The organism is Leifsonia sp. T36S-04 (assembly GCF_042465655.1).
Lineage (GTDB): Bacteria > Actinomycetota > Actinomycetes > Actinomycetales > Microbacteriaceae > Leifsonia.
The window spans coordinates 793,447-819,605 of sequence record NZ_CP146286.1; the positions used below are offsets into that span (position 1 = coordinate 793,447).

Consider the following 26,159-nt stretch of genomic DNA (forward strand, 5'->3'; position numbering starts at 1 on the left):
GGTGGCGCCACCGTGGTCCCTCCGGAGGTGGATGATGACGTTGCGCGCCTCACTGTTCCGCCCCTCGCGCCTCCGCCGCGCCGCCGCAGTGACGGTCGTCGCGGCGGCCGCCCTCTCGGGCCTGACCGCCTGCGACCTGTTCGCGCCGCAGGACACGCTCGACATCGAAGAGGCCAGCGTCGGCGTGAGTGCGACCGTCGGGGATGTCTTCGTCGGGAACGCCGTCCTGGTGAGCAACGACGGGAAGACCGCGAACCTGGTCGCCACGCTGGTCAACGAGGGCCCGGACACGCAGAAGGTCACGATCATCCCGACCGGCGGGCAGACGATCGAGGTCTCGCTGAAGCCGCGGGCCATCCGGAAGCTGGGCGACCCGCCGAGCGACCAGACCCTGGTGACCGGCCTGGATTCGGCTCCCGGCTCGCTGACGACGGTGTCCGTCAACAGCGGGGGTCAGTCGGTCGGCCTGCAGGTGCCGGTCGTGACCGGATCCCTCCAGCCGTACGGCACGCTCACGCCCGCTCCGTCCTCCTGACCCCATCGCTGTCTGTGAGGACTCGAGGGGCTCCTGTGGGTGATATTGCCGCGAAACCCGCCCGGGTTCCCGCTGAATCCGCGGATCGGAACGTAGGGTGTCGGTGTGTGGCGACTGGACAGGAAGACCGAGGATGACGACGCGGCGTCGATCATCGCAGACGACGACGCCCTGAACCCGCGCACGACGACCGCTCCGCACACGCTGAGTCTGGGCGATCCGGGGCTGGTGGCCGGCAACATCGCCGAGCCGGTGTGGACGCGCTGGCGCGACGAGATCGCGGCGATCGGCGGCGACTCCCCGCTCCTCCACTTCGAGGACGGGCCGCGGACGCGGATCGAGCTGAGCACGACGCATCCGGGCGGTCTGCCGCAGTTCATCACCGGGCAGAGCACCCTCCTGTCGAGCCTCATCCGCGACGAGCTGGCGCTCCGCACCGCGCGCGCCGCCGCGAACGCGATCACGCAGAAGGGCATCGAGCTGCGCTCCGTGCGTGGCATCGAGTCGGTCCACCTGGCGATCGGCCTCGCGCAGTGGCGCAACGGCGCCGAGGAGTACTTCGCGCCGATCCTGCTGCGTCCGCTCGCCATCCGTCGCTACGGCCGCGACTTCGAGCTGAAACTCAAGGGACAGACCTTCCTCAACCCGGAGCTCGCGCGCGCCCTCAACGAGCAGTTCCAGATCACGCTGGACGCGGACGCGTTCGTCGCGCTCGCCGTCGAGGGCGGCGTCTTCAAGCCCCAGCCGGTGATCGACCGCCTGCGCGGCCTCACCTCGCACCTGCCCTGGTTCAACGTGCAGCCGCGGCTGGTCGCATCCTCGTTCGCCGACGTCGCCCCCGCGCTGAGCGAGGAGGCGCGCGATCTCGACACCGTGCTGCTGGATGCGCTCGCCGGCAACCCGACCGCCCGCACGACGGTCGAGGCCTCCTTCAACCCGGTGGAGGCCATCCGCCAGGATGAGCGGCCGCCCGCCACCGACACCCTCCTCCTCGACGCCGACGAGGCGCAGGAGAACGTGGTCGCACAGATCGCGGCCGGGAACTCCCTCGTCGTGAAGACGCTCCCGGGCACCGGCGGCACGCAGACCATCGTGAACGCCATCGGCGCCCTGGTCGCGCAGCACAAGCGTGTGCTGGTCGTCAGCCCGCGCCGCTCCAGCCTCGACGACATCGCGCAGCGACTCTCCAAGGCCGGGCTTCCCGGGCTCGCGGTGACCCCGCGGACGCTCCGCCGCGACCTCGTCCAGTCGATCGCCCGCAACGAGAAGGCCACGCAGCCGCGGGTCACCGACGTCGACGAGGCGCTGGTGCGCCTGCGCAAGGTGCTGGTCGACTACCGCGCGGCGCTCACCCGGCGCGACCCGGTCCTCCGCGTCTCGATCCTGGATGCGCTTCGCGAGCTGTCCGGACTGTCGCTGCTGCCCTCGCCGCCGTCCACCACGGCACGTCTCGGCCGGCACGCGATCGAGGCCCTCGCCCGCGACCGCGCCGCCTCCGCCGACGCGCTCATCCGCGCCGCCCGTCTCGGCGAATTCCGCTACGGACCGAACGACTCGCCCTGGTACGGCGCCTCCTTCAACACGACGGAGGAGGGCCGGAGCGCCCACGAGCTCGCCAAGAAGCTGAACCGCGCCGAGCTGCCCCGGCTGCTCGACCGCGCCAACGCTCTGATCGGGCAGACCCGGATGCGTCCCTTCGCCTCGATCGTCGAGCTGGGCGTCTACTTGCGCCTGCTGCTCGACATCCGCGAAACGCTCGACAAGTTCACCCCCTCGGTGTTCGACCGCTCGCTGACCGAGCTCATCGCGGCCACCGCATCCCGGCGCGAATCGCCCTCGATGTCGAGCGCGAACCGCCGGCGCCTGCGCAAGCACGCGCTCGAGTACGTCCGTCCGGGCGTGCACGTCACCGATCTCAACGAGAGCCTGCGTCGCATCCAGCAGCAGCGCATCCTCTGGAACCGGTTCGCCGTCGCGGGCGTCGTGCCCGAGGTGCCGATCGGCATCGCGGACGTGCAGGTCGCGTACCAGCGCGTGGCCGAAGACCTCGCGCGCCTCGACATCCCGCTTCGCCGCACCGGAACGCCGCAGTCGCTGGCCGCGCTCCCCATCGAGGAGCTGACCCGCCAGGTCGCCGGTCTCGCCGCGGAGTCGGAGGTGCTCGCCAACCTGCAGGAGCGCACGTCGCTGCTGACGCAGCTGCGCGAGCTCGAGCTGGATCCGCTGATCTCCGACCTCTCCATCCGGCACGTCCCCGAGCACCAGGTGAGCGCCGAACTCGAACTCGCGTGGTGGCAGTCGGTGCTGGAGTCGCTGCTCGCCTCCGACCGCGCCCTGCTGAACGCCAACACGGGAGTGCTCGACCGGCTGGAGGCCGACTTCCGGCTCGTGGACGAGGCGCACGCCTCGGCGACGGGCAAGCAGCTCGCGTGGATGCTCGCCGAGACCTGGAAGATCGGGATCGTCGACTGGCCGGACGAGGCGGCCGCGCTCAAGCGACTGCTGAAGACCTCGGTGCCGACAGCGACCTCCCTCAACGAGGCCGCGCCGCATCTGGCCCGTCCGCTCGCGCCGGTGTGGCTCGTGTCGCCGTACGAGGTGCCGTCGATCGGCCGCGAGGTCGGGTTCGACGCCGTCCTGCTCGTGGACGCGGGAGCCTCCAGTCTCGCCGAGAACGTCCCCGTCATCCGCCGGGCCCGCCAGGTCGTCGCGTTCGGCGACCCGGTGACGCAGACCCCGTCGCGCTTCGACATCGGCGTGCACGAGTACGGCCGCACGGTCGAGGCGGTCGACGTGGATGCGCTGCACGCGGACTCCGCGCTCGCCCGGCTCTCCGAGCTGCTCCCGGTCTACACGCTCAGCCGCAGCTACCGCGCCGGCGGCGAAGACCTCGCCGAGCTCGTCAACCGCCGCTTCTACGGCGGGACCATCGACTCCCTCCCGTGGGCCGGAACCTATCTCGGGCACGGCAGCCTGGCGCTGCACTACGTCAGCGGCGGGCAGGGCATGCCCGACAGCGACACCGGCGCGGTCGAGTCCACGGACGCCGAGGTCGCCAAGGTGGTCGAGCTCGTGGTGGCTCACGCGACCGAGCGTCCGCGCGAATCCCTCATGGTCATCACCGCGAGCGAACGCCACGCCGTGCGCGTCAACCAGGCGGTGCTCTCCGCGTTCTCGAAGCGCTCGGAGCTGGCCGACTTCATCCTGGGCGACCGGGCGGAGCCGTTCACCGTCGTGACGCTCGACCAGTCGGTCGGGCAGAGCCGCGACCGGGTCATCTTCTCGATCGGCTACGGGCGCACGCCGCACGGCCGGCTGCTGTCGAACTTCGGCGCTCTTGCGGAGCCGGGTGGGGACCGCCTGCTCGCCGTCGGGATGACGCGCGGGCGGCGCGGCATGGACATCGTCTCCTGCTTCAAGCCGGAGGACATCGACGAGTCGCGGATGCGGCACGGCATCGCCGCGCTCGCCCAGGTGCTGGGGGAGGCGGACCAGCTGCAGGCGGCCGCTCCCGAGTACCTGAGCCCGGATGCGGATCCGATGGTGGTCGACCTCGCCAAGCGCCTGTCGCGCCGTGGCCTGGACGTGCACCTCGGCTACCGCGGCAAGCTCACCCTGGTCGCGTCGCACGAGGGCCGTGCCGTCGTGGTCGAGACGGACACGGACGTGTCGAAGGGCAGCCTCCGCGAGTCGCTGCGCCTGCGCCCGGACGTGCTGCGACGCCTCGGCTGGCACTACCTCCGGGTGCACAGCTTCGAGCTGTTCGCGGATCCGGACGCGGTGGCGGGACGCATCGCCACGCTGATCGGCCAGGCCGAGCCGGACGCGGTGACCGCGCCGATCACGCTGCCGACGCTGGCCTGACCTGCGCCCGCGCCGCGGCCGCCTTAGGCTGGACGGGTGAACGAGACACCCGGGCGGCGGAAGCACCGTCGCGTGCAGCGCCCCGGCGCGCCCGGCACCGACCCGCGCCCGCGGATCGCCCCGAGCGACGACCCGCCGCCCGCCGCCCCGGACTCCGACAACGCACCCTCGTTCTCCCCGAACGACGCCCGACTCCGCCGCGACGTCCCGCCCCACTGGTGATCGAAGTGCGCGTTGTGGCGGCTAAAAGGTCGATTTAGCCGCCACAAGGTGCACTTCGACGTCTAGGGGAGGGGGTCGGCGTGCTTGCCGGGGGGCTGCGGCGGGGACTGCTGCGCCTGCAGGAGGTCGCGGATCTCGGTGAGGAGGTCGAGCTCGGTGATCGGCTTGTCCGGCTCCACGACGCCCTTCTTCCGGCGGCGCTCGGCGCGCTGCTTCGCGATGTTCATCGGGAGGACGAAGGCGAAGTAGACGACGACCGCCACGATCAGGAAGTTGATCAGCGAGACCAGGACGGCACCGAACTTGAGGTGAGCGTCTCCGATGGTCAGCGTCAGAGCGTTGTTGAGGGAGTCGCTCATCGCGATCGCGCCGATGAGCGGGTTGAACAGGTTGACGACGATGGAGGTGACGACCGCCGTGAACGCCGCGCCGATGACGACGGCGACGGCCAGGTCGATCACGTTTCCGCGGAGGATGAACTCCTTGAAGCCTTTGAGCAAGACCGAACCTTTCGAAGGGGATGCCGGATCAGGCGGCTGAGCCGGACGAGGTCGACGAACCGGACGAGCTCGAACCGGATCCCGAGGAACCGGAGGACGAGGAGGACGACGACGATGACGATGACGACGACGACGAACCAGAAGACGACGACGAATCGGACTTCGCAGTACCGGACGACGACGCCCCCGACGACTTCCCGCCGCTCCGCGAATCCGTCCGGTAGAACCCGGAACCGTTGAACGTCACCCCGACGGTACCGAACACCTTGCGGAGCGATCCACCGCAGTTCGGGCACACCGTGAGGGCGTCGTCGGTGAAGGCCTGCTGGATGTCGAAGGCATGGCCGCAGTCGCGGCACGAGTACGAGTAGGTGGGCATTCTTCTTCCGCTGCGTTCCGGTGCTGGGTGAGGGGGGTCAGGTGAACTGGACGATCCGGGTGGGGGTGACCGCCCCATCGACCGGCTGGTCGTGGCGTTCGCGCGGTACTTCGTCGACGAGCTCGCCGTCGAACAGCACGGCGTACACCGGGGGACATTTTTCCATGCTCCCGAGCGTCTTGTCGAAGTATCCGCGACCCCAGCCCATCCGCATCCCGGTCGCGTCGACGGCTGCCGCCGGCACCAGGATGAGGTCGACGTCGTTGATCGCGATGGGTCCGAGCAGCTCGCCCACCGCCTCCGGGAGCCCGAACAGCCCCTCGGTCTCGGTCTCGCCGTCGCCGGTGGTCCAGTCGAGCAGACCGTCTTCGCGGGAGATCGGGAGCAGTACGCGCAGTCCCTGGGCGTGGGCCCAGTTGAGGAACGGGCGCGTATCCGGCTCGATGTTCGTCGAGAGATACGCGGCGACGGAGCGGACGGACAGGTCCGTCGCCAGGTCGACAAGGTTGCGGGTGATGCCCGCGGTGGCGGCCTGCCGCTCGGTCGTGGTGAGGTTCTGCCGGCGCTCGCGGAGCTCCGCGCGCAGGGCGCGCTTGCGATGAGCGGCAGTGTCCGGGTCCATACGGCAATCCTAGGAGATGCCATCCTGTACGCCGCTGAAATGCGGATACTGTAGGCGGCATGGCAAATCACGACCGTGTCACCAAAGCAGTCATTCCCGCAGCAGGCCTCGGAACCCGCTTCCTCCCGGCCACGAAGGCGATGCCCAAGGAGATGCTGCCGGTCGTCGACAAGCCCGCCATCCAGTACGTGGTGGAGGAGGCGGTGGATGCGGGACTGCACGACGTCCTGATGATCACCGGCCGCAACAAGAACGCCCTCGAGAACCACTTCGACCGCAACTCGGAGCTGGAGGAGAGCCTCAGGAAGAAGGGCGACACCGACCGGCTCGAGAAGGTCAACTACTCGACCGATCTCGCCGACATGCACTACGTCCGCCAGGGCGACCCCAAGGGTCTCGGCCACGCGGTGCTGCGCGCGAAGATGCACGTCGGCCGCGAACCGTTCGCGGTGCTCCTCGGCGACGACATCATCGACGAGCGCGACGACCTGCTGAAGCGGATGCTGCAGGTGCAGGCTGAGCGCCACACGTCGGTCGTCGCCTTGCTCGAAGTCGACCCCGACTCCATCCACCTCTACGGCGCCGCCGCCGTCGAGAAGACCGACGAGGACGACGTCGTCCGCATCACCGGCCTGGTCGAGAAACCGGATAAAGAGGATGCGCCCTCCAACTACGCCATCATCGGCCGGTACGTGCTGCGGCCGGAGGTGTTCGACGTGCTCGAGCGCACCGAGCCCGGCCGCGGCGGCGAGATCCAGCTGACCGACGCCCTGCAGTCGATGGCCGAAGCGCCCGACTGGACCGGCGGCGTGTACGGCGTCGTGTTCCGCGGCCGCCGCTACGACACGGGCGACCGCCTCGACTACATCAAGGCGATCGTCCGCCTGGCGACCGACCGCGAAGACCTCGGGCCCGAACTGCGTCCGTGGCTCCGGGAGTTCGCCGCCGGTCTGACGTCCGACGCGCCGGACGAGTACGTCCACGAGATGCCGGTCGACCCGACCGGGCCCATCCAGACGCTCGCAAACCGGTCCCACTGACGGTCGGCTGAAGGAGGAGTCTGTGGCCATCGTGGTCCCCACCCTCAGCGAGGGCCGCGTGGGGTTGCGTCCCATCCGCCTGCGCGATGCGCGCCCGCTGGAGCGGTCGCTTCTCGACAACCGCAGCTGGCTGCGCCAGTGGGAGGCGACCAGCCCCTACGCGCCCGGGTCGTTCGACACACGCGCGAGCATCCGGTCGCTCCTCTCCAACGCGCGAGCGGGCCACGGCCTGCCGTTCATCGTGGAGTGGGATGGCCGGCTCGCCGGGCAGCTGAACGTCTCGTCGATCGCGTACGGGTCGCTGTCGAGCGCGACCATCGGCTACTGGATCGCGGAGGAGTTCGCCGGCCGCAACATCACGCCGACCGCGGTGGCGCTCGCCACCGACTACTGCTTCTACCAGCTGGGCCTGCACCGGATGGAGATCTGCATCCGGCCGGAGAACATCCCGAGCCTGCGTGTGGTCGAGAAGCTCGGGTTCCGGTACGAGGGGCTGCGGCGCCGCTACATCCACATCAACGGGGACTGGCGCGACCACTTCTGCTTCGGCCTGGTGTCGGAGGAGCTGAACCAGGGCGTGCTGCGCCGCTGGCTCGACGGCAACGTACCCCCCGACGCCGCGGTCATCTCGGCCGAGGACCGTGCGGCGGCGGCCATCCCGCTGCCGATCGCGCGCAGCCACTGAGAACGGATACCGGGACACACCCTCCCGTGTGACGCGGGCCCAGCGCCCGCCGCCCCTACCGTAGAGGCATGAACGGGGATGTGATGGGCGGTGGGGTCGTCGTCGCCATAGCGGCCGCCCTCTGGCTTGCCTATCTCGTCCCGGTGTGGTTGCGCCGTCGCGAATACGTCACGACCGAGCGGAACGCCGTGCGCCTGCAGCAGACCCTGCGCATCCTGGCGGAGACCAGCGAGCTGCCGGATGAGGTCCGCGTCGAGGCGACGTCACGCACGGTCGCCGAGCAGCAGCGCATCCTGCGCCGGTCGGAGCAGAAGACCCTCGCCTCCGCCCGCGCCGAAGCCGCGGCCCACGCGCGCCGCGAGCAGGCGATCGCCGACGAGCGCCGCCGCGCGGCCGAAGAGGCCGAGCAGGCCGCCGCCGCGGCTATCGCGATGGAACGCGCCGCCAGAGCCGCAGCCGCCCAGCGGGCGCGCGTATTGGCGACCGCTGCCGACGTCGTTCCGCTCTCTCCGCAGCGGCGTCGCCGGCTGCGCCGCACGCGTGCCCTCTCGACGCTGCTCCTGGTCGCCGGCCTCGCCGGTTTCGTCGGGGGAGCGGTCATCATGTTCGAGACCGGCGCCTGGCTGCTGGCGGCCGTGTCCGGCTGCGCGGTGGCCCTGTCGGGGTGGATGCTCGCTCGCCTGGCACGACCGCAGCGTCCGGTGACGGCGTCGCAGCCTCTCGTGCGCACCTCGCAGGTCGCCCCCGAACTGTACGACGACGCCCAGCACGACCTGCCCGTGCAGGAGCGCCTGCGCCAGAGCTGGACGCCGCGCCCTCTGCCCAAGCCCCTCCACTTGTCGCCCGGCACGGTCGCCGCGGCCGCGATGGCCTCGGTGGATGCTGCCGCCGAGCTGCGCCGGGCCGCCGCCCGCGCCGAGTTCGAGCGCAAGGCGGAGGAATCCGCGCCCGCTCCCGTCGTGGCGCCGGTGCCGCTGCGCCCGGTGGCCCGGGCGGCCGACCCCGTCGTCGAGGCGACGCCCGCCGTCCGTGGGGACGCTGCTCCGCTGCCGGTCGCGCCCGTCCCCAGCCGCTACGCCAGCATGGGCCTGCTCGACGACACCGACACGGGCAGCATGGATCTGGACGCGGTCCTGCGCCGCCGCCGGGCCGCCAGCTGAGCGCCCCTCGATTTCGACGGGGCCCGCGCAGGGTGCTAGTCTTTCTAAGCAGTTCCCCGGGGCTATGGCGCAGTTGGTAGCGCGCTTCGTTCGCATCGAAGAGGTCAGGAGTTCGAATCTCCTTAGCTCCACCACCACACGAAAGGCCGCCCGAATCGGGCGGCCTTTATCGTCGAGTCGAGGCAGCTCGTGCGCGTCGCGCCGTTCACAGCACCAGCAGCACCGCCAGGACCAGCATCAGCACCGCGATCCCGCCGTCCAGGATGCGCCAGGCCACCGGCTTGGCGAACACCGGGCCGGCGAAGCGGGCGCCGAAGCCGAGGATCCCGAACCACAGCAGGCTGGCGGTGGCCGCACCCGCGCCGAAGACCCAGCGACCCGGATCGCCGTGCGAGGCGGACAGCGATCCGAGCAGCAGCACCGTGTCGAGGTAGACGTGGGGGTTGAGCCAGGTGATCGCCAGGCACGTGCCGACGGCCGCGACCAGGGACCCTGCTGCGGTGCCGGAGGTGCTGAGCGCCTCGGGCTTTAGCGCGCGACGTGCGGCGAAGATCGCGTAGCCGACCAGGAACGCGAACCCCGCCCAGCGGACCACCTGGAGCGCGACCGGCGCGTTCTTCACGAGCACGCCGATTCCGGCGACCCCCGCGGCGATGAGGATGGCGTCGCTCAGCACGCAGATCACGACCACCGGCAGGACGTGCTGGCGCCGGATGCCCTGGCGCAGCACGAACGCATTCTGGGCGCCGATCGCGACGATGAGGGAGGCGGCGGAGCCGAGGCCGGTGAGAAACGTCGCGAACACTCCTCGACCGTATGCGGGCGGCTTCCATAAGTACAGCTCATCATTCTTCAGCACCATTAGAGTGACTTCATGAGTGCGACGGCCGATCATCTCCGCACACTGGCGGCCGTCGTGGACGGCGGGACGTTCGAGGCCGCCGCCTCCGCTCTGCGCATCACACCGTCCGCCGTCAGTCAGCGCATCAAGGCCCTGGAGACACAGAGCGGCCGCGTGCTCGTGCGGCGCAGCAAGCCCGTGGAGGCCACACAGGCGGGAAGCGTCCTGCTGCGCCTGGCCCGCCAGCTCGCTTTGCTCGAAGCGGAGGCGGATGCGGCCCTCGCCGGCGGACCCGGCGAACGCCGTGGGGGCTCGCCGGGCGGACCGGGTGCGCTGGTCTCGGTCCCGCTCGTGGTCAACGCCGACTCGCTCGCCACCTGGGTGCTTCCCGCGCTGGCACGCGTGGAGGGGGTCGCTTTCGAGCTGGTCCTCGACGATCAGGAGCACACGCTCGACCGTCTGCACGACGGGACGGCGATGGCGGCGATCGGGTCGGACTCCGAGCCGGTGCAGGGGTGCACGGTGACGGCCCTGGGCTCGATGACCTATCGCGCGGTGGCAAGCCCGGAGTTCGTGGCCCGCTGGTGCCCGGGCGGGTGGGACGCGTCCGCCGCCGCGACCGCGCCCGTGCTCGTGTTCGACCGCAAGGATGCGCTCCAGGACCGCTACCTCGCCGCGTACGCGCCGGGCGCGCGGCCGCCCCGCCACTTCATCCCGGCATCCACTCAGTTCGTCGACGCGGCCGTCCGCGGGCTCGGCTGGGGGATGCTGCCGGACCTGCAGGCCGACGCCCTGGTCGCCGACGGGTCGCTCGTGGTGCTCGACGACGAGCGGGCGGAGGAGGTGCCGCTGTACTGGCACCAGTGGTCGCTGCGGTCACGGGCCCTCGACGCCGTCGCGGGAGCGATCGCCGCGGAGTCGGCGCGTGTGCTCCGCCCTACATCGTCGACAGGACGAGGTCGAGCGCGTCCACGAAGCGGTCGGCGCTCTCCCGGGTGATGCACAGCGGCGGCTTGATCTTGAGCACGTTCTTGTAGTCGCCGGTCGGCTGCACGATGCAGCCTTCCGCCAGCATCCGATCGCACACCCGTGCGGCCTCGGAGGTCGCGGGCGTCAGGCGCTCGCGGTCGAGGACCAGCTCCATGCCGAGGTACAGCCCCATCCCGTGAACCGCGCCGACGAGGGGATGCCGTTCACCCAGCTCCCGAAGCCGGGCGGCCAGGTGGTCGCCCACCGTGGCGGCGTTCTGCTGCAGGCCTTCGTCGCGCATCACATCCAGCACCGTCAGGCCGACGACCGCGGAGACCGGGCTTCCGCCCGCGGACGAGAAGAAGCTGCCCTCGCCGGCGAACGAGTCTGCGATCTCGCGCCGGGTGATGACCGCGCCGAGCGGCTGCCCGTTGCCCATCGCCTTCGCGACGGTGATCACGTCCGGCACCACACCCTGCTGCTCGGATCCCCAGAAGTAGTGACCGAGCCGGCCGTAACCCACCTGCACCTCGTCGGCGATGCAGACTCCGCCGCGCGCGCGGATCCGGTCGTAGACACCCGCGAGGTAGCCGTCCGGCAGCATCAGTCCGCCCGCGTTGCCGAAGACGGGCTCGGCGATGTACCCGGCGACCTCGGTGCCCGAGGCGTCGAGCGCGGCGAGGTCGGCATCCAGATCGGCCAGATAGGCGGCCGCGGAGCCGGGACCGCGGTGCGTGCCGCGGAGCGAGTTCGGGGCGGCGACCAGCTTCACCCAGTCCGGCCGGGTCTCCAGGGCACGCGGATTGTCGCCGAGCGAGGAGGAGACGGCGTCGGAGGCCATGGTCCAGCCGTGGTACGCCTCGGTGACGGCGAGGATCGTGCGGCGGTCGGTGTGGATCTGCGCGAGGCGCAGGGCGAGGTCGACCGCCTCGCTGCCGCTGTTGACGAGGAACACGGTATCGAGGCCGTCCGGCGCGATCTCGGCCAGCCGCTCGGTGAACCGGGAGAGCTCGTCGTAGTGGAACCGCGAGTTGGTGTTGAGGCGCGCCCACTGGTCGCGCACCGCCTCGACCAACCGCGGGTGTCCGTGGCCGATCTGGGTGACGTTGTTGACCATGTCGATGTAGCTCTGGGCCCCGGTGTCGACCAGGTGGTGCCGCCAGCCGCGCTCGATGAGGGGTGGATGGGCGAAGTAGTGCTCCTGCACCCCGGCGAAGGTCGCATCCCGGCGCGCCAGCGCCTCCTCCGGGTCGGGTGCGGCGACGGAGAGGTCGATGCCGAAGAGTGCGGACGGGTCGGGGGAGACGGCCATCCACTCGGCGAAGGGCAGGGAGGGCGTGACGAAGGCGGGCGGCCGGTGGCCGCGGAGCGTGCTGAGCTGTGCGGTCAGGCGGATGGCCGTGCCGATCGGAGCACCCGCCGCGACGGTCTCCGTGGTGAGCGGGCGGGCGAGGCCGTCCAGCCAGAGGTCCAGGCCCTCGCCCCGCAGCAGCCACGAACCCTCGGTGAGCGCGAGCTCGCCCGGGAACGGCGCCGTGACCGGGGTACCGGTCGGCGCCTCCAGGGTCACAGCGAGGGCGATCGTCGCGGACGGGAGCGAGCGGTCGATCCGCGCGCGGGTGAGCCGCGCCTCGCCGTAGCGGCTGACCGCATGGCCGTGGTCGCGGCAAACACGCGCGAGCACGGCGCTCTCCGCGTCGTCGGCCAGCCACGCGCCTGCGTCGAGATCGCGGGCATTCACGGACAGGTCGGCGAGGTTCTGCGCGGTCGAGTCGACCGGGACGAGGCGGCCCAGCGCCGGAGGCTGCGCCGACGGCTGCGCTGACGGCTGCGCGGATGGCCGCCCCAACCGCGCCCGGATCAGCGTCTCCAGCTCCGCGGCATCGAGGCGGCGCGCCACATCGAACGCCACCCACTCGTGCGCACGGTTCTCGTCGGCGTAGTCATTGTCACCGTCGAGCGCGACCTGCTGCTCGCCGCTGACGACGAGCACGGCGCCGCGCAGGACCACGAGCGGCCAGAGCGCCGAGAGCTCGGCATCCTCCAGCGGCGCCTCGGCATCGAACGCCGCCACGACCTCGAGCACGGCCAGGGGCTCGTCGGGAACATGGTGGAGCGCGCTCGCGACCGTCGCCGCCAGCTCGGCGACGAGCCACCCGTCGGAGACGTCGCCGAAGTCGATGACCCCCGGCCCGTCGTCACCGAGCACGATGTTGTCGTCCGTGACGTCTCCGTGGACCGCCTGCACGCGCAGCCGCGCGCGGAGCGGGGCGAGCCGGGCGAGCGCTGCGTCCGTGGCCTGCCGCACGGCCTCGCGTTTGGCCGGGTGCTCCACGTGGTCGAGCAAGAGGTCGACGACCTCGCCGCTGACGCGCGCATCCCACTGGGTGGTGCGGTCGAGGCCGGGATGCCGCAGCTCGGAGAGTCCGGCAGCGACCCGGCCGGCCAGGGTGCCGAGCGTGCGCAACTGCTCTGCCGTGGGCCGGCCGACCTCGGTGAGCGGGTCCCCGTCGAGATAGCGGAGGACGCGCGCGTGCAGGGCGACGCCGCGGACATCGACCTCGACGAGTTCGTCGCCCTCGGTCGAGGCGACGACGTCGGGGATGCGGATGCCCGAACCGGTGAGCGTGGCCAGGGCGGCATTCTGCGCCCGCAGCTCGTCGGCCGAGAAGGCGGGATTGGCGAGTTTGAGCACGAAGCGCTCGGCTCCGGTGTCGATCCGGAAGTTGCGGTCCTGGTTGCTGCCCAGCTCGGTGATCCGGCCTTCGAGTCCGAACCGCGTTGCGGCGATCTGCGCGGCGTCGTCGGCGGTGACGTCGGGGCGTGGGAGCGCGGGCTGGGTGAGGAAATCGAAGTTGGGCAACGGGGCTCCAGGGCTCGGCGGCGGCTGATCGTCAGTCTAATGAGAGGGCATGGACGCCGTGTCGACCGGGTTGGTCATCTGTGGACAGGCTGCCGATTGTGGGTAAGGTGTCCCATCCGCATAACGGTCAGTATCAGCACGGGTTCCGCCCAGCCAATGCTCGGGCGACGCCGCGTAGCCTGAAACGGTGAAGCCCTGGAGGACCGCGCTGGTCGCATTCGTCATCGATGTGGCACTCGTGACCCTCTTCGTGCTGGTCGGCCGGCGGAGTCACGGCGAGGCGAACTCCGTCGCCGGAATCGTGGAGACCCTCTGGCCGTTCCTCGTCGCCCTCATCGTCGGCTGGCTGGTCACGTGGGCGTGGCGACGTCCGCTCTCCGTCGTGCTGTCGGGTGTCCCCATCTGGCTCATGACCGTCGCGCTCGGGATGCTCATCCGCACCTCGGCGGGTCAGGGCGTCGAGCCGTCGTTCATCGCGGTCGCGGCCGTCGTCCTCGGAGTCTTCCTCGTCGGGTGGCGGCTGGTGGCGTTGCCCTTCGCACGTCGCAGGGTCCGCCTCGAACGGCGCGCGCACCAGGCGCAGCGGGCCCAGCTGCGCGCGTAGGGCCCGTCGCCCGGGCGTCAGCCCACCAGGTGCAGCTCGCGGCTGGAGTTGTTGAGCCGGTGCGCGCCATCGTCCGCAGCGACGACGATGTCCTCGATCCGGACCCCGAAGCGGTGCGGCAGGTAGATCCCTGGCTCGATCGAGAAGCACATCCCCGCCTCGATGGGACGTTCCTCGCCTTCGACCAGGTAGGGCGGCTCGTGCGTCGTCACCCCGATGCCGTGGCCGACCCGGTGGATGAAGTACTCGCCATATCCCGCATCGCGGATTACACCGCGGGCCGTTCGGTCGATCTCCTGGCAGGGGAGACCGACAGCGACCGCCTCGAACGCTGCTTGCTGTGCGTGGCGCACCACGTCGAAGACCTCCCGTTCTTCGTCGGTGGGCTCGCCGACGTGGACGGTTCGGGTGGTGTCGGAGCCGTAGCCGTCGAGTAGGCCGCCGAAGTCGAGGACCACCATGTCGCCGTCCGCGATGATGCGCCCGCCAGGCTTGTGGTGCGGGTCGGCGCCATCCGGCCCGGCGGCGACGATCGTGAAATCGACCTGCTGGTGCCCGTGCTCGCGGAGCAGGCGGTCGAGGTCGGCGGCGACGTCGCGTTCCGAGCGACCGGCGAACGGGAGCTGGAGCACATCCTCGAAGGCGGCATCCGCCCCGGCGCCCGCGGCGGCGAGCCGGTCCACCTCGTCCGGATCCTTGATCGCCCGCAGCAGGGGCAGTGCGTGCGAGATCGCTTCGAACCGGGCGCCGGGCAGCTTCCGCTGGAGGCCCAGCAGATGCATGGCCCAGGTCGCATCCGAGATCGCATACCGACCGCGCTCGCGGAGGAGTCCGGCCGCCGGGACGTACTCGTCGTCGCCGTCCGACCAGTCGAGCAGCCGGATCGCACCGGCCGCGCGTGTCTCCGACGCACCGCCGTGCTCCAATGCCGGCACGAGCATCGCCGGTTCCCCCTCCGCCGGGATCACCAGCAGCGTGATGCGCTCGGTCGTCACAGGGAGGTAGTCGGCGAAGTAGGTCAGATCGGGCCCGGGCGCGACGATGAGGCCGTCGAAGCCGGCATCACGAGCGTGTCGCGCCCCTCGCTCGAGCCGTTCGGCGAAGTGCCGCGCGGTGATCTCCTGCATCGTCGCTCCCTACCCCTGCCTACTCTTCTACCGGTCCGAGCCAGGCCGTCGCCACCGTGCTGTGCGCCGACTCGGCATCGGACGGATGGAAGAGTCCGGCCAGCACGTCGCGGTACAGGCGGCCGAGCTCGTTCCCGGCGAAGAAGGTCGAGCCGCCCGACACGCGGATGGCCTGGTCGACCACACGCCGCGCGGTCTCCGTCGCGCGGATCTTCAGTCCGACCAGCTTCGGGAACCAGAGCCGGCCATGGTCGGCGAGCCGGTCGACATCCGACGCGAGCGCATCGAGCTGGGGGAGCAGCGCATCCTGATCGATCGCCGCCTCCGCGACCCGCCAGCGGATGTCGGGATCGTTCGCGTAGCTCCGGCCGTCGTTCTTGAGGCTCGTCCGGCGGTGTGCGGAAGCGACTGCGAGGTCGAGCGCCCGGGCGCCGATCCCGGTGTACACCGCGGCGAGCAGGATCTCGAAGTTCGCGAAGATCGCGAAGACGAGCGGATCGGGATTGGGGCCGGGGTCGAGCCGCCGCACGATCCGGTCGGCGGGCGAGCGGGCGCCGTCGAGCACGGTCGTGTTGCTCTGCGTTGCGCGCATCCCGAGCGTGTCCCAGTCCTCACGGATCTCGAACCCGCCGCCGGTGCGCTCGATGAAGCCGTAGACGATCTTCGGTGCATCCGGGCTCGTGCTGTCGAGGCCCATCGTTCCGAGCCGGGTCCAGGCGGGTGACAGGGAGGTGAAGATCTTGCGCCCGTGGAAACGGTACGAACCGTCCGGCTCGGGCCTGGCCTCTGTGGTCGAGCCGAACAGGACGAGGTCGTTGCCGGCCTCGCTCAGCCCGAACGCGAACACCTCTCCGGCGCCCGCCTCGCGCAGCACGAACTCCAGCGAGTCGTCGCCGCGGTCCCGCAGGGTCTTGGCGATGCCCGTCCACACCAGGTGCATGTTCACCGCCAGCGCCGTCGCCGGGGCGGCCCCGGCCAGCCGAACCTGGAGCCGTGCGGTTTCGTGCAGACTGAGCCCCAGGCCGCCGAACTCCGCGGGGACGAGCGCGCGCAAGTAGCCTGCGTCGGCCAGTTCGGCGAAGTCTTCGGTGAAGAACCGGTTGTCGCGGTCGTAGTCCGCCGCGCGCTGCCGGAAGCGCTCCAGCAGGTCGTCGGAGAGGGGATCGGGGGTGTCGTGCTCAGTCACGCTCTTCACATTAGGCGAGCGTGACCGGGCGCGGCAGAGGGCCGGGAATCTGTGGAGAACCCGTGCCTGTGGACTACTGGGCGGTGTAGCCGCCGTCGACCAGGTGATAGCTGCCCGTGATGAAGCTGGCGGCATCCGACGCGAGGAAGGCGACCAGCGAGGCGACCTCCTCCGGTTCGCCCAGGCGCCCGAGAGCGTGCTTGCCCTCGAGGAAGCTCAGCGTATCCGCATCCAGGTTGGCGGCGACGAGCGGCGTGCGGATGAAGCCCGGGCCGACCGCGACGACGCGCACGTTCTTGCCCGCATACTCCAGTGCCGCATTCTGCGTCAGGCCCAGCAGTGCGTGCTTCGCGGTGACGTAGGCCGACGAGTTCGCGAAGCCGACGCTGCCCAGGATGGACGCCATGTTGACGATCGCTCCGCCGCCGTTCGCGCCGATCGCGTCGAGCTGCGCCTGCATCCCGTAGAAGACGGCGTTGAGGTTGACCTCGATCACTGCGCGCCAGGAGTCGAGTGGGTAATCGCCGACGGGGGCCGAGGCGCCACCGATCCCGGCGTTGTTGACGGCGATGCGGAGGGGCGCGAGTTCGTTCGCAGCGGCGACGCTCGCGGCGGCGAAGGCCGGGTCGGTCACATCCCCCGCCAGCGCCCTGGCGCTTCCGCCGGCTGCAGCGATCTCTGCGACGACGGCTTCGGCGTTCTTCTCGTTGAGGTCGGTCACCAGAACGGACGCACCGCTCTGGGCGAGTGTCAGAGCGACCGCTCGGCCGATGCCCGAGCCGCCTCCGGTCACGATCGCGGACCGTCCGGCGACATCGTACTGAGCCATGAAAATCTCCTCTCGTTATCCGACACATGTCGGATAAGTCCATTGTACGATCGTTCGGTGGATGCCCGCCAGCAGAAGACCCTCGCCCGCCTCAGCGCGGTGGTGCTCGACCTGGCGACCCAGGGCCCGGTGACCGAGGTGAGCGTGTCCGCGCTCGCGGCCGCCGCCGGCGTCCACCGGTCCACCGTCTACGAGTACGCGACGTCGCCCGCCGACCTTTTGGAGCGGGTGCTGCGTTCGGAGCTCGATGAGCTGCGCGCCGAGTACCTCGTCGGCGTCGAGCCCTCCGACGCGGCCGACGCGGTGACCGGAGTCACGCGCGCGGTGCTCCGGCACGTCGACGCCCACGATGTCATCTACCGGCGGGGGCTCGGCGCGGAGAGCGGCGCCGCCAGCCTGCACGCGATGCTCAGCGAGCATTTCCAGAGCTCCGTCGAGCTGCTTCTCGAACAGCACAGCCTGGTCGTGCCCGCCTCCGACGACACCGACCGGCGGGCCATCGCCCGCTGGCTCGCCGACGGGACCATCGGCGCGATCGACGTCTGGCTGAGCCGGCCCCGGCCGCGCGATGTGGATGCGTTCCTCGCGCTGGTCGGACGCCTCACTCCGGCGTGGTGGCCGGGGGGCTGAGCGCGGTCGGGCCGGGCGCTGTCGGGCCGGGCGCTGTCGGGCCGGGCACAGCCCAGCCAGTGGTCAGCGGCTCGGGCGCGGGTTCATCCGTTCGACCGCTGCGAGGTAGTGCTCGCCATCGAAATCGGCGAACAGGACCGTCTGCACCACGTAACCCTGCACGATGCCGACATAGAGGGGGGCGTCGTCCTCCGCTGCCCGGCGGGCGCTTTGGGGATCGAGACCGCGGTACCGCTCGTACCATTCCGCCAGGTAGTCGGCGAACATCGTGCGGATGCGCGTGCCGATCCGTTCCGCCAGGCGCGCCAGGGCGGGGTTGATCGGCACCTGGCCCCACACCTGGAGCAGAAGCCGCAGGTCGCCGATCTGGCTGGTGAGGCCGCGGACGAGGAGGCCGACGAGCTCGGCGGGGGAGGGCTGTGGGTCGCGCCGCTTCGCCTCGGCGAGGTCGACGAAGCGGGCGTCGAGAATCTCCGTCACCGCCAGTTCGACCAGTTCTTCCTTGCTCTTGTAGTGGCCGTAGATGGCCCCGGCGGAGAGGCCGGACTCCGCGATGATGTCCGCCATCGAGGTCTGCTGGAAGCCGGTGCGCGCGAAGCAGCGCAGCGCCGCGTCGGCGATCTGGCGGCGTCTCGCGGTGCGGTGCTCCTCGGTGACCTTGGGCACAGACCGGCTCCGTCCTCGCAAAAAGAATGAACGTTCTTGACAATAGCGCATCGCGGCCTCACCATAAAGAACGAGCATTCGTTTTGGAGGACATCATGATCAGCGCACCCGCTCGCCCCGACACGGCACCCCCGGCCATCCCCGCCCCGGCGCCCACGCCGCACACCCCGTGGCTCCGATCGCTGCTGCTCGCGGTCGCTGCCGCCGCGGCGGTGGTCATCGTCCTGCTCGCCTTCCTCTGGCCGACAATCACCTCCACGGTGAAGGATCTGCCCCTCGCGATCGCGGGAAGCAGCACCGCGGTCAGCGCCGTCGAGAAGCAACTGGACTCCGCTGCCGATGGCGCCTTCGATGTGAGGGCGGTATCCACTCGGCAGGACGCCGTCGACCTCATCCGCACCCGCGACGTCTACGGTGCCATCGTCCTCGGCGATCAGCCGGAGGTGCTGACGGCGTCCGCGAACGGCGCGGCCGTCAGCCAGATCCTCGGCCAGGTCGCGGGCAGGCTCCAGGCGCAGGCGCAGCAGCGGGCGGACGCCGCAGTGCACCAGGCGGTCGCATCGGGCCGGGCTCCGGCAGGGACGGAGGCTCCGACGATCACCGTGAAAGTGACCGACATCGTGCCGCTCGCCTCGACCGACTCCCGCGGACTGGGGCTCACCGCGGCATCGTTCCCGCTGGTCCTCGGCGGGATGCTCGGCGGCGTTCTGATCTCCATCCTCGTCGCGGGAAGCTGGCGCCGCCTTGCCGCAGTCGGTGTGTACGCCGTGGTCGGCGGTCTCGCGGTGACGGGCATCCTGCAGGGCTGGTTCGGCATCCTGCAGGGGGACTTCTGGCTGAATGCACTCGCGGTCGGACTGTCGATGTTCGCGACGGCGTCGTTCATCGTCGGGATGAACGCCCTCATCGGGCGCGCCGGGATCGCCCTCGGCGCGGTGCTGACCGTCCTGGTCGGCAACCCGCTGTCGGCCGCGGCCCAGCCGCTCCAGTTCATGGTCGGGCCGTGGGGCGCGGTCGGCCAGTGGTTCGTGCCAGGAGCATCGGTCACCCTGTTGCGCGACCTGTCGTACTTCCCGGACGCCGACTCCACGTTCCCGTGGCTCGTGCTCCTCGGCTGGGCCGCCCTCGGCGTGATCGGGATGCTCGCCGGTCACTTCCGCAACCAGGAGGTGACCGAGGCGGCGGTGTGATGCGCATACGCTGGGCGGTATGGAACAGCGCATCCTCGGTGGGACCGGACGGGACGTATCGGTCGTCGGACTCGGCACCTGGCAGCTCGGAGCGGACTGGGGTGACGTCTCCGAGGACGACGCCCTCGGTGTGCTGCAGGCCGCGGCCGAGTCCGGGGTCACGTTCTTCGACACGGCCGACGTCTACGGCGACGGCCGGAGCGAGCAGATCATCGGACGCTTCGTCTCCGAGCATCCCGAGCTCCCGCTGACCGTCGCGACCAAGATGGGCCGGCGCGAGGCGCAGGATCCCGCCAACTTCACCCTCGCCAGGTTCCGGGAGTGGACGGACCGCTCGCGCCGCAACCTCGGCGTCGACCGGCTGAACCTGGTCCAGCTGCACTGCCCGCCCACTCCGGTGTTCTCGAGCGACGCCGTCTACGACGCTCTCGACACGCTCGTCGACGAGGGCGCGATCGAGAACTACGGAGTCAGTGTCGAGACGGTGGATGAGGCGCTCGCCGCGATCGCGCGCCCCGGCACGGCGACGGTGCAGATCATCCTGAACGCCTTCCGGCTCAAGCCGCTCGACCGCGTGCTCCCCGCTGCCCGGGAGGCGGGGGTCGGCATCATCGCGCGCGTCCCGCTCGCGTCGGGCCTGCTGAGCGGCCGGTACACCGAGCAGACGACGTTCGCGGCGGACGATCACCGCACCTACAACCGTGACGGCTCGGCGTTCGACGTCGGCGAGACGTTCTCGGGCGTGGACTTCGACGAGGGCGTGAAGGCGGCGCGCGAGTTCGCCGAGCTCGTGCCGGAGGGTGCGACCCCGGCGCAGGCCGCGATCGCCTGGATCGTGGCCCAGGACGGCGTGACCACCGTGATCCCCGGTGCGCGCTCCCCGGAGCAGGCGCGCGCGAACGCCGCCGCCGCGTCCCTCCGCCTCCCCGACGGGTTCGACGCCGCCGTCCACCGCATCTACGACGCCCACTTCCGCGCCGCCATCCACCCCCGCTGGTAACCCCCCCCGCCCCCCCTCCCTCCGCCCCCTCCTCTCCGCCGAGTTGCGACAAGATGTCGCAACTCGCGCGGCATTCGCGCAACGACTCACCATTCGCGAGCCAGGGCGCGCCGAATCCGGAGCAGGAAGTCATCCGGATCGGTCAGGTCGGCCGCCGTCGCCCGGATCACGCGCCAGCCGAGATCCTCCAAACGAGCCTGTCTGCGGATGTCCTTGTGCCACTGATCGCGATCGATGCGATGGTGGTCGCCCTCGTACTCGATGACGAGCCGCTGGTCCGGGTAGGCCATGTCGACGCGCGCGACGAACGTCCCTTCCCGGGAGTGGATACGGTAGTTCAAGCACGGCGGAACCACGCCTGCATCGTGGAGGACTACCCTCAGGGCACTCTCAGCGGGCGATTCTGACCCCTCGCGCAGGAGGGGGAGCGCCAGTCTGGCGGCCGCAACTCCGCGTCGTCCGAGCGCGTCGTCCAGCGCTTCTGCGAGTTCTTCGGCTGTCGTCAACCCTTGGGCCAGCAGGTAGTCTCCGACGGCCACGAGCTCGTGGCGTCTTAGCGTGGCGGCCAGATCGAGCCACGTGGCTGCGGGGCTCGTAAGAGGGAGCCCGTTGCGCAGCGTGGTGTGTGCGCGACGGGCGACGTGCCCGATGACACCGGAGATCTGGGGTGCGCGGGAGGGCGCTGTCACCGTGACGTGGATGGTGTCGGTATCGAGCCGGAATGGAAGCGGGGCGCCGTAGAGCTGGGCCGCCGTGGTGTGGCTGAAGGCCATACCGGCAGGACGGTGAAGCAGGAGGGCCCTGCAGCGCGTCGGCAGATCGGCGTCTGCCGGAGCGCGAACGCCGCGCACCGGTCTCATCAGATCGGATCCGCGCAACCGCCCGTTGCCGATGCCCGCTGCGGTGGCGTCCGTCACCCGGAACGGCGCCCAGGAGAACCGTCCGGGAAGCGGAGTGGCGTATCGACCCATGCCCACACCCTGCCGTCTTCGCGCATTTGGCGCCGAAAGTTATCCACAGTGCCGAATCGAGTGGTGAGTCGTTGCGCAATGCCGCGCCGAAAAGCGACAGGATGTCGCAACTCGGCGAGCCCGCGTATCGCCGGGCAGAGCGAGTCGTGAGTCGTTGCCCGAATACAGCGCGAGTTGCGACATCGTGTCGCAACTCGGCGCTGATGAGGGAGGGGGGGAGGGAGGGGAGAGGAGGGGGCGGGTCAGGAGGGCTGGACGGGGACGGGCTCGGTGTCGGGGATGGGGGAGGCGTCGCGGCCGCGCAGGTCGGGGTGGACACGGTGCGCCAGCGCCGGGACGACGAAGCCCACGAAGGCGAAGGCGGCCGCCGCCCAGAACGCACCGACGGGACCGACGCCGTCGATGAGGAAGCCCGCGAGCGCGGAGCCGAGCGCCGCGCCGATCAGCTGGCCCGTGCCGACCCAGCCGTACGCCTCGGCCGTGTCCGAGAACTTCACGCTCGCCGACACGATCGCGAACAGCACCGCGAGGGCAGGCGCGATGCCGAGTCCCGCGATGAGCAGGGTGAGCGAGAGACCCCACCACGACCAGAGCATGAACGACGAGAGCACCACGCCGACGAAGACGATGAGCATCCGGCGCGCGGTCGCCCAGGGGCCGATCGGGATGTGGCCGAGCGCGAGTCCGCCGACCAGAGACCCGAGCGACCAGATGGCGAGCACGATTCCGGCCAGCGGCGACCCGTCCCCGAAGGTCGCGACGACGCCCGCCTCGACGGCCGAGCACGACCCGATGAGCAGGAAGCCGACGACCGTGGCGAGCAGCACGGGAGGCCGCGCCAGCACCGTCCCGAAGCGCCGCTTGCTGCGCGGGATGCGCACCCGCCCGACCTCGGGCGAGGAGATGAACCAGAAGCCGCCGGCGAGCATGATCGCCACCGACATGAGGATGCCCTCGACCGTGCCGATCTGGGTGGAGACGAAGGTGATCGCCACCGGCCCCGCGATCCAGATGATCTCCTGCGCCGACGCGTCGAGCGAGAAGAGGGGAGTGAGCTGCCGGGAGTTGACCATCTTCGGGTAGATGGTGCGCACGGCCGGCTGGATGGGCGGCATGCACAGCCCGGCGAAGAACGCGACCGCCATGGTCACCGGGATGGGCATGACGAACAGCCCGATCGCGGCGACGGCGGCGGAGCACAGGAGCAGGGTCGTCCACAGCACGACGCGCATCCCGAGCACGCCCATCAGCCGGCTGGTCATGGGACCCGCGATCGCCTGACCGATGCTCATGGCTCCGAGCACGAGCCCGGCCGCACCGTACGAGTGGTGGACGCGCTCGATGTGGAGCAGGAACGCGAGCGAGAGCATCCCGAACGGGAAGCGCGCGGTGAGCTGGGCCGCGATGATGCGGGCGACGCCCGGCGTCTTCAGAAGGCTCGAATAGCTGCTCACAATCGACCACACTATCGGTCCGCAGCGTCCCGCCGGGGGTGACTCCACAGGGCCGCGTCCCCCCTTCGCGGGGTGTGGAAACTGTGCATAAGTTCTCCCCAACTGTGGACGACACGCCCACTAGATGTGGGGGGATGGAAATGTCGGACCCCCGCTATATAGTGGTCGAGCACGTAAGGCAGGGTTGGTCGGCGGGGGACGCCGACGGCCTGTTTCCGTGGGGTTTTCCGCCGTTTCAGCGGCACATCTATGAGGGAGAGACAGTGGGTATCACAGTCGTCAAGCGCAACGGCGAGCGGGAGCCGTACGACGCCAACAAGATCAACCTGGCCATCGAGAACGCGGCCCAGGGTCTGGACGAGAACATCACGTGGGTGACGCAGATCGCCAGTGAGCTCGAGCTCACGCTGTTCGACGGCATCACCACCCAGCAGCTCGACGAGGCGGTCATCCAGGTCGCCCTGCAGAACGTCAAGGACGACCCGGCGTTCGACACCGTCGCCGCACGCCTCCTCCTCAAGACGATCTACAAGCGCGTCCTCGGCGACTACGAGACCCACGACGAACTGGTCGAGCTCCACACCTCCCTCTTCCGGAAGTACATCGAGCGCGGTGTCTCCGAGACGCTGCTCGACGGCCGCTTCACCACGGCCTTCGACCTGGACCGCCTCGCCGGCTACCTCGACCCCTCGCGGGACGAGCTGCTCAAGTACATCGGCGTCGTCACCCTCAACAACCGCTACGGCATCAAGGCGCGCAACGGCGACTCCCTCGAGGTGCCGCAGTTCTTCTGGATGCGCATCGCGATGGGCCTCTCCCTCAACGAGGCCGACCCCACCAGCCACGCCATCGCCTTCTACGACAAGATGTCCAAGCTGGAGTACCTGGCCGCGGGCTCCACGCTGGTCAACGCGGGCACCGCGTACCCGCAGCTCTCCAACTGCTTCGTCATGGAGATGCAGGACGACATCGAGCACATCGCCAAGAGCGTCCGCGACGTCATGTGGCTCACCAAGGGCACCGGCGGCATCGGCCTCTCGGTTACGAAGCTCCGCGCGCAGGGCTCGCCCATCCGCTCGAACAACACGACGTCGACCGGTCCCATCCCCTTCATGCACACGATCGACTCGGTGCTCCGCGCGGTCAGCCGCGGTGGCAAGAAGTTCGGCGCCCTGTGCTTCTACATGGAGAACTGGCACATGGACTTCCCGGAGTTCCTGGACCTGCGCCAGAACTCGGGCGACCCGTACCGCCGCACCCGCACCGCCAACACCGCGGTCTGGATCAGCGACGAGTTCATGAAGCGCGTCCAGAACGACGAGGACTGGTACCTCTTCGACCCGCTCGAGGTGCCCGACCTCAACGAGCTGTACGGCAAGGCGTTCTCGGAGCGCTACGCCCACTACATCGCCGAGGCCGAGGCCGGCAACATGCACATGTTCAAGAAGATCAGCGCTCGTGCGCAGTTCAAGGACATCCTGATGAGCCTCCAGACCACCAGCCACCCGTGGCTGACCTGGAAGGACACGATCAACAACCGCGCCCTCAACAACAACACGGGCACGATCCACCTCTCCAACCTCTGCACCGAGATCACGCTGCCGCAGGACCGCGACAACGTCTCCGTCTGCAACCTCGCCTCCATCAACCTGTCGCGCCACCTGGTCGACGGGAAGATGGACTACGAGCGCATCGAGGCGAGCGCACGCCAGGCCGTCCGCCAGCTCGACAACCTCATCGACATCACGGTGTCGAGCGTCGACGAGGCCGACTTCTCGAACCAGCAGAACCGCGCCATCGGCCTGGGCGTCATGGGCTTCACCGACGTCGTCGAGAAGCTCGGCCTCAGCTACGAGAGCGAGGAGGCGTACGCCCTGATCGACGAGATCATGGAGCACGTCTCGTATGCGGCCATCGACGAGAGCGCCGACCTGGCGCAGGAGCGCGGCGCTTACCCGAACTTCGAGGGCTCGCGCTGGTCGCAGGGACTCGTGCCCTACGACTCGATCGCGCTGACGGAGGCCGACCGCGGACTCCCGATCACCGTCGACCGCACCATCCGCCTCGACTGGGACCGCCTCCGCGAGAAGGTCAAGGGCGGCATGCGCAACGCCACCCTGATGGCCATCGCGCCCACCGCGTCCATCGGGCTCGTCGCCGGCACCACCCCCGGCTTCGACCCGCAGTTCTCGCAGATCTTCAGCCGGTCCACCTCGTCGGGCAAGTTCCTCGAGGTCAACCGCAACCTGGTCGAGACGCTCCAGGAGCGCGGCATCTGGCAGGACGTCCGCGAGGCGATCCTCCGCTCGCAGGGCGACATCCAGAACATCGCCGAGATCCCGGACGAGATCAAGGAGACGTTCAAGACGAGCTTCCAGCTCTCGCCGTACGCCTTCATCGAAGTCGCGGCCCGCGCCCAGAAGTGGATCGACCAGGCAATCAGCCGCAACATGTACCTCGAGACGCGCGATCTCGGCGACATGATGGACATCTACTACGCGGCCTGGGAGAAGGGCGTCAAGACGACGTACTACCTCCACATGAAGCCGCGCCACCAGGCCGAGCAGTCGACCGTCAAGGTCAACAAGGCCGAGGAGATCTCGGGCGGCCGCAAGGGCTTCGCCACCGTCGGCGCGGGCGCTCCCGCCGCCACGCCGGCTGCGGCTCCCGCCGTCACCGAGACCGCTCCGGCGACCGCCCCGGCACGTCGTGGCTTCGGCTTCGGCGGCCTCACCTCCAACAGCACCCCGGGTGGTGAGAGCAAGTGAACAGCACCAAGATCGAGGACTACTACGTGCCGGTCGACCCGATGGACGACCTGC

The 26,159-nt window shown here is 70.1% G+C and carries 23 protein-coding genes, 1 tRNA gene and 1 pseudogene; 14 read left to right on the plus strand and 11 right to left on the minus strand.

Annotated features, from left to right (window positions below; genetic code table 11):
• The first annotated feature begins 34 nt into the window (after positions 1-34).
• The 3 genes from P3F85_RS03940 to P3F85_RS03950 all read left to right on the plus strand — a co-directional run bounded on the left by P3F85_RS03940 (position 35) and on the right by P3F85_RS03950 (position 4,621).
• Positions 35-535 (plus strand): hypothetical protein, encoded by a 501-nt coding sequence (locus tag P3F85_RS03940; RefSeq protein WP_374009950.1) that lies wholly within the window; start codon positions 35-37, stop codon positions 533-535.
• A 105-nt stretch (positions 536-640) separates the two neighbouring features.
• A complete protein-coding gene (locus tag P3F85_RS03945) occupies positions 641-4,399 on the plus strand; it encodes an AAA family ATPase (protein WP_374009951.1) in 3,759 nt (1,252 codons plus the stop codon).
• Positions 4,400-4,435: 36 nt separating this feature from the next.
• Positions 4,436-4,621, plus strand: a complete 186-nt coding sequence (locus P3F85_RS03950) for a hypothetical protein (RefSeq protein WP_374009952.1) — start codon at positions 4,436-4,438, stop codon at positions 4,619-4,621.
• A gap of 62 nt (positions 4,622-4,683) precedes the next feature.
• On the opposite strand, the gene mscL is transcribed toward P3F85_RS03950, so the two are convergent.
• On the minus strand, positions 4,684-5,121 hold the full coding sequence (gene mscL, locus P3F85_RS03955) for a large-conductance mechanosensitive channel protein MscL (protein WP_374009953.1): 438 nt from the start codon (positions 5,119-5,121) through the stop codon (positions 4,684-4,686).
• A gap of 20 nt (positions 5,122-5,141) precedes the next feature.
• Between mscL and P3F85_RS03960 the strand changes: the two genes are divergently transcribed.
• Positions 5,142-5,345 carry a hypothetical protein gene (locus P3F85_RS03960; RefSeq protein ID WP_374011006.1) on the plus strand — a complete coding sequence of 68 codons (204 nt, stop codon included), beginning with the start codon at positions 5,142-5,144 and terminating at the stop codon, positions 5,343-5,345.
• Positions 5,346-5,407: 62 nt separating this feature from the next.
• Here the strand turns inward: P3F85_RS03960 and P3F85_RS03965 are convergent.
• Positions 5,408-5,578 (minus strand): annotated as a pseudogene (locus tag P3F85_RS03965) (FmdB family zinc ribbon protein); the annotation flags it as partial.
• Positions 5,538-6,122: a 5-formyltetrahydrofolate cyclo-ligase gene (locus P3F85_RS03970; protein WP_374009954.1), complete on the minus strand. Its 585-nt coding sequence runs from the start codon at positions 6,120-6,122 to the stop codon at positions 5,538-5,540. The gene P3F85_RS03970 and the pseudogene P3F85_RS03965, both read right to left, overlap by 41 nt.
• A 59-nt stretch (positions 6,123-6,181) precedes the next feature.
• Here P3F85_RS03970 and galU point away from each other — a divergent pair, with 59 nt between their 5' ends.
• The 4 genes from galU (at position 6,182) to P3F85_RS03990 (ending at position 9,141) form a co-directional block, all read left to right on the plus strand.
• On the plus strand, positions 6,182-7,162 hold the full coding sequence (galU, locus tag P3F85_RS03975) for a UTP--glucose-1-phosphate uridylyltransferase GalU (protein WP_374009955.1): 981 nt from the start codon (positions 6,182-6,184) through the stop codon (positions 7,160-7,162).
• 22 nt (positions 7,163-7,184) lie between these two features.
• Positions 7,185-7,847 carry a GNAT family N-acetyltransferase gene (locus P3F85_RS03980; RefSeq protein ID WP_374009956.1) on the plus strand — a complete coding sequence of 221 codons (663 nt, stop codon included), beginning with the start codon at positions 7,185-7,187 and terminating at the stop codon, positions 7,845-7,847.
• Positions 7,848-7,915: 68 nt separating this feature from the next.
• The gene (locus P3F85_RS03985; RefSeq protein ID WP_374009957.1) at positions 7,916-9,007 is read left to right on the plus strand and encodes a hypothetical protein; all 1,092 of its coding nucleotides are present in this window, start codon (positions 7,916-7,918) and stop codon (positions 9,005-9,007) included.
• A 58-nt stretch (positions 9,008-9,065) separates the two neighbouring features.
• A tRNA-Ala gene (locus P3F85_RS03990) sits at positions 9,066-9,141 on the plus strand.
• Positions 9,142-9,212: 71 nt separating this feature from the next.
• Here the strand turns inward: P3F85_RS03990 and P3F85_RS03995 are convergent.
• Positions 9,213-9,812, minus strand: a complete 600-nt coding sequence (locus P3F85_RS03995) for a LysE/ArgO family amino acid transporter (RefSeq protein WP_374009958.1) — start codon at positions 9,810-9,812, stop codon at positions 9,213-9,215.
• A gap of 69 nt (positions 9,813-9,881) precedes the next feature.
• Between P3F85_RS03995 and P3F85_RS04000 the strand changes: the two genes are divergently transcribed.
• Entirely contained in the window at positions 9,882-10,847 is a 966-nt protein-coding gene (locus tag P3F85_RS04000) for a LysR family transcriptional regulator ArgP (protein ID WP_374009959.1), read from the plus strand.
• On the opposite strand, the gene P3F85_RS04005 is transcribed toward P3F85_RS04000, so the two are convergent.
• On the minus strand, positions 10,786-13,680 hold the full coding sequence (locus P3F85_RS04005; RefSeq protein ID WP_374009960.1) for an aminotransferase: 2,895 nt from the start codon (positions 13,678-13,680) through the stop codon (positions 10,786-10,788). The two genes, P3F85_RS04000 and P3F85_RS04005, sit on opposite strands and share 62 nt — an antisense overlap.
• A gap of 187 nt (positions 13,681-13,867) precedes the next feature.
• Between P3F85_RS04005 and P3F85_RS04010 the strand changes: the two genes are divergently transcribed.
• Positions 13,868-14,284, plus strand: a complete 417-nt coding sequence (locus P3F85_RS04010; protein WP_374009961.1) for a DUF3054 domain-containing protein — start codon at positions 13,868-13,870, stop codon at positions 14,282-14,284.
• 17 nt (positions 14,285-14,301) lie between these two features.
• Here P3F85_RS04010 and P3F85_RS04015 read toward each other — a convergent pair whose 3' ends face one another.
• The 3 genes from P3F85_RS04015 to P3F85_RS04025 form a co-directional block, all read right to left on the minus strand.
• Positions 14,302-15,411 carry an aminopeptidase P family protein gene (locus P3F85_RS04015; RefSeq protein ID WP_374009962.1) on the minus strand — a complete coding sequence of 370 codons (1,110 nt, stop codon included), beginning with the start codon at positions 15,409-15,411 and terminating at the stop codon, positions 14,302-14,304.
• Positions 15,412-15,430: 19 nt separating this feature from the next.
• Positions 15,431-16,597 (minus strand): acyl-CoA dehydrogenase family protein, encoded by a 1,167-nt coding sequence (locus P3F85_RS04020; protein WP_374009963.1) that lies wholly within the window; start codon positions 16,595-16,597, stop codon positions 15,431-15,433.
• 73 nt (positions 16,598-16,670) lie between these two features.
• Positions 16,671-17,426: an SDR family NAD(P)-dependent oxidoreductase gene (locus tag P3F85_RS04025; protein ID WP_374009964.1), complete on the minus strand. Its 756-nt coding sequence runs from the start codon at positions 17,424-17,426 to the stop codon at positions 16,671-16,673.
• Between the two features lie 57 nt (positions 17,427-17,483).
• Here P3F85_RS04025 and P3F85_RS04030 point away from each other — a divergent pair, with 57 nt between their 5' ends.
• A complete protein-coding gene (locus tag P3F85_RS04030) occupies positions 17,484-18,056 on the plus strand; it encodes a TetR/AcrR family transcriptional regulator (RefSeq protein WP_374009965.1) in 573 nt (190 codons plus the stop codon).
• 63 nt (positions 18,057-18,119) lie between these two features.
• On the opposite strand, the gene P3F85_RS04035 is transcribed toward P3F85_RS04030, so the two are convergent.
• Positions 18,120-18,722, minus strand: a complete 603-nt coding sequence (locus P3F85_RS04035; RefSeq protein ID WP_374009966.1) for a TetR/AcrR family transcriptional regulator — start codon at positions 18,720-18,722, stop codon at positions 18,120-18,122.
• 95 nt (positions 18,723-18,817) lie between these two features.
• On the opposite strand from P3F85_RS04035, the gene P3F85_RS04040 reads away from it, so the two are divergent.
• Together P3F85_RS04040 and P3F85_RS04045 are read left to right on the plus strand one after the other, a co-directional pair.
• On the plus strand, positions 18,818-19,912 hold the full coding sequence (locus P3F85_RS04040; RefSeq protein WP_374009967.1) for an ABC transporter permease: 1,095 nt from the start codon (positions 18,818-18,820) through the stop codon (positions 19,910-19,912).
• A 19-nt stretch (positions 19,913-19,931) separates the two neighbouring features.
• A complete protein-coding gene (locus P3F85_RS04045; protein WP_374009968.1) occupies positions 19,932-20,912 on the plus strand; it encodes an aldo/keto reductase in 981 nt (326 codons plus the stop codon).
• An 86-nt stretch (positions 20,913-20,998) separates the two neighbouring features.
• Here P3F85_RS04045 and P3F85_RS04050 read toward each other — a convergent pair whose 3' ends face one another.
• Both P3F85_RS04050 and P3F85_RS04055 read right to left on the minus strand, forming a co-directional pair.
• The gene (locus P3F85_RS04050; protein WP_374009969.1) at positions 20,999-21,883 is read right to left on the minus strand and encodes a DUF559 domain-containing protein; all 885 of its coding nucleotides are present in this window, start codon (positions 21,881-21,883) and stop codon (positions 20,999-21,001) included.
• A gap of 242 nt (positions 21,884-22,125) precedes the next feature.
• A complete protein-coding gene (locus P3F85_RS04055) occupies positions 22,126-23,337 on the minus strand; it encodes an MFS transporter (protein ID WP_374009970.1) in 1,212 nt (403 codons plus the stop codon).
• Between the two features lie 263 nt (positions 23,338-23,600).
• On the opposite strand from P3F85_RS04055, the gene P3F85_RS04060 reads away from it, so the two are divergent.
• Entirely contained in the window at positions 23,601-26,105 is a 2,505-nt protein-coding gene (locus P3F85_RS04060) for a ribonucleoside-diphosphate reductase subunit alpha (protein ID WP_374009971.1), read from the plus strand.
• Positions 26,106-26,159 lie beyond the last annotated feature (54 nt).

What these genes read in the sequence shown, in the direction of transcription:
- P3F85_RS03960 (WP_374011006.1), top strand. Translation starts at nt 5,142, where the DNA reads ATGCCGGATCAGGCGGCTGAGCCGGACGAGGTCGACGAACCGGACGAG.
- P3F85_RS03970 (WP_374009954.1), bottom strand. Translation starts at nt 6,122, where the DNA reads ATGGACCCGGACACTGCCGCTCATCGCAAGCGCGCCCTGCGCGCGGAG.
- P3F85_RS03940 (WP_374009950.1), top strand. Translation starts at nt 35, where the DNA reads ATGACGTTGCGCGCCTCACTGTTCCGCCCCTCGCGCCTCCGCCGCGCC.
- P3F85_RS04050 (WP_374009969.1), bottom strand. Translation starts at nt 21,883, where the DNA reads ATGGGTCGATACGCCACTCCGCTTCCCGGACGGTTCTCCTGGGCGCCG.
- P3F85_RS04015 (WP_374009962.1), bottom strand. Translation starts at nt 15,411, where the DNA reads ATGCAGGAGATCACCGCGCGGCACTTCGCCGAACGGCTCGAGCGAGGG.
- P3F85_RS04040 (WP_374009967.1), top strand. Translation starts at nt 18,818, where the DNA reads ATGATCAGCGCACCCGCTCGCCCCGACACGGCACCCCCGGCCATCCCC.
- P3F85_RS04025 (WP_374009964.1), bottom strand. Translation starts at nt 17,426, where the DNA reads ATGGCTCAGTACGATGTCGCCGGACGGTCCGCGATCGTGACCGGAGGC.
- galU (WP_374009955.1), top strand. Translation starts at nt 6,182, where the DNA reads ATGGCAAATCACGACCGTGTCACCAAAGCAGTCATTCCCGCAGCAGGC.
- P3F85_RS03985 (WP_374009957.1), top strand. Translation starts at nt 7,916, where the DNA reads ATGAACGGGGATGTGATGGGCGGTGGGGTCGTCGTCGCCATAGCGGCC.
- P3F85_RS04000 (WP_374009959.1), top strand. Translation starts at nt 9,882, where the DNA reads ATGAGTGCGACGGCCGATCATCTCCGCACACTGGCGGCCGTCGTGGAC.
- P3F85_RS04045 (WP_374009968.1), top strand. Translation starts at nt 19,932, where the DNA reads ATGGAACAGCGCATCCTCGGTGGGACCGGACGGGACGTATCGGTCGTC.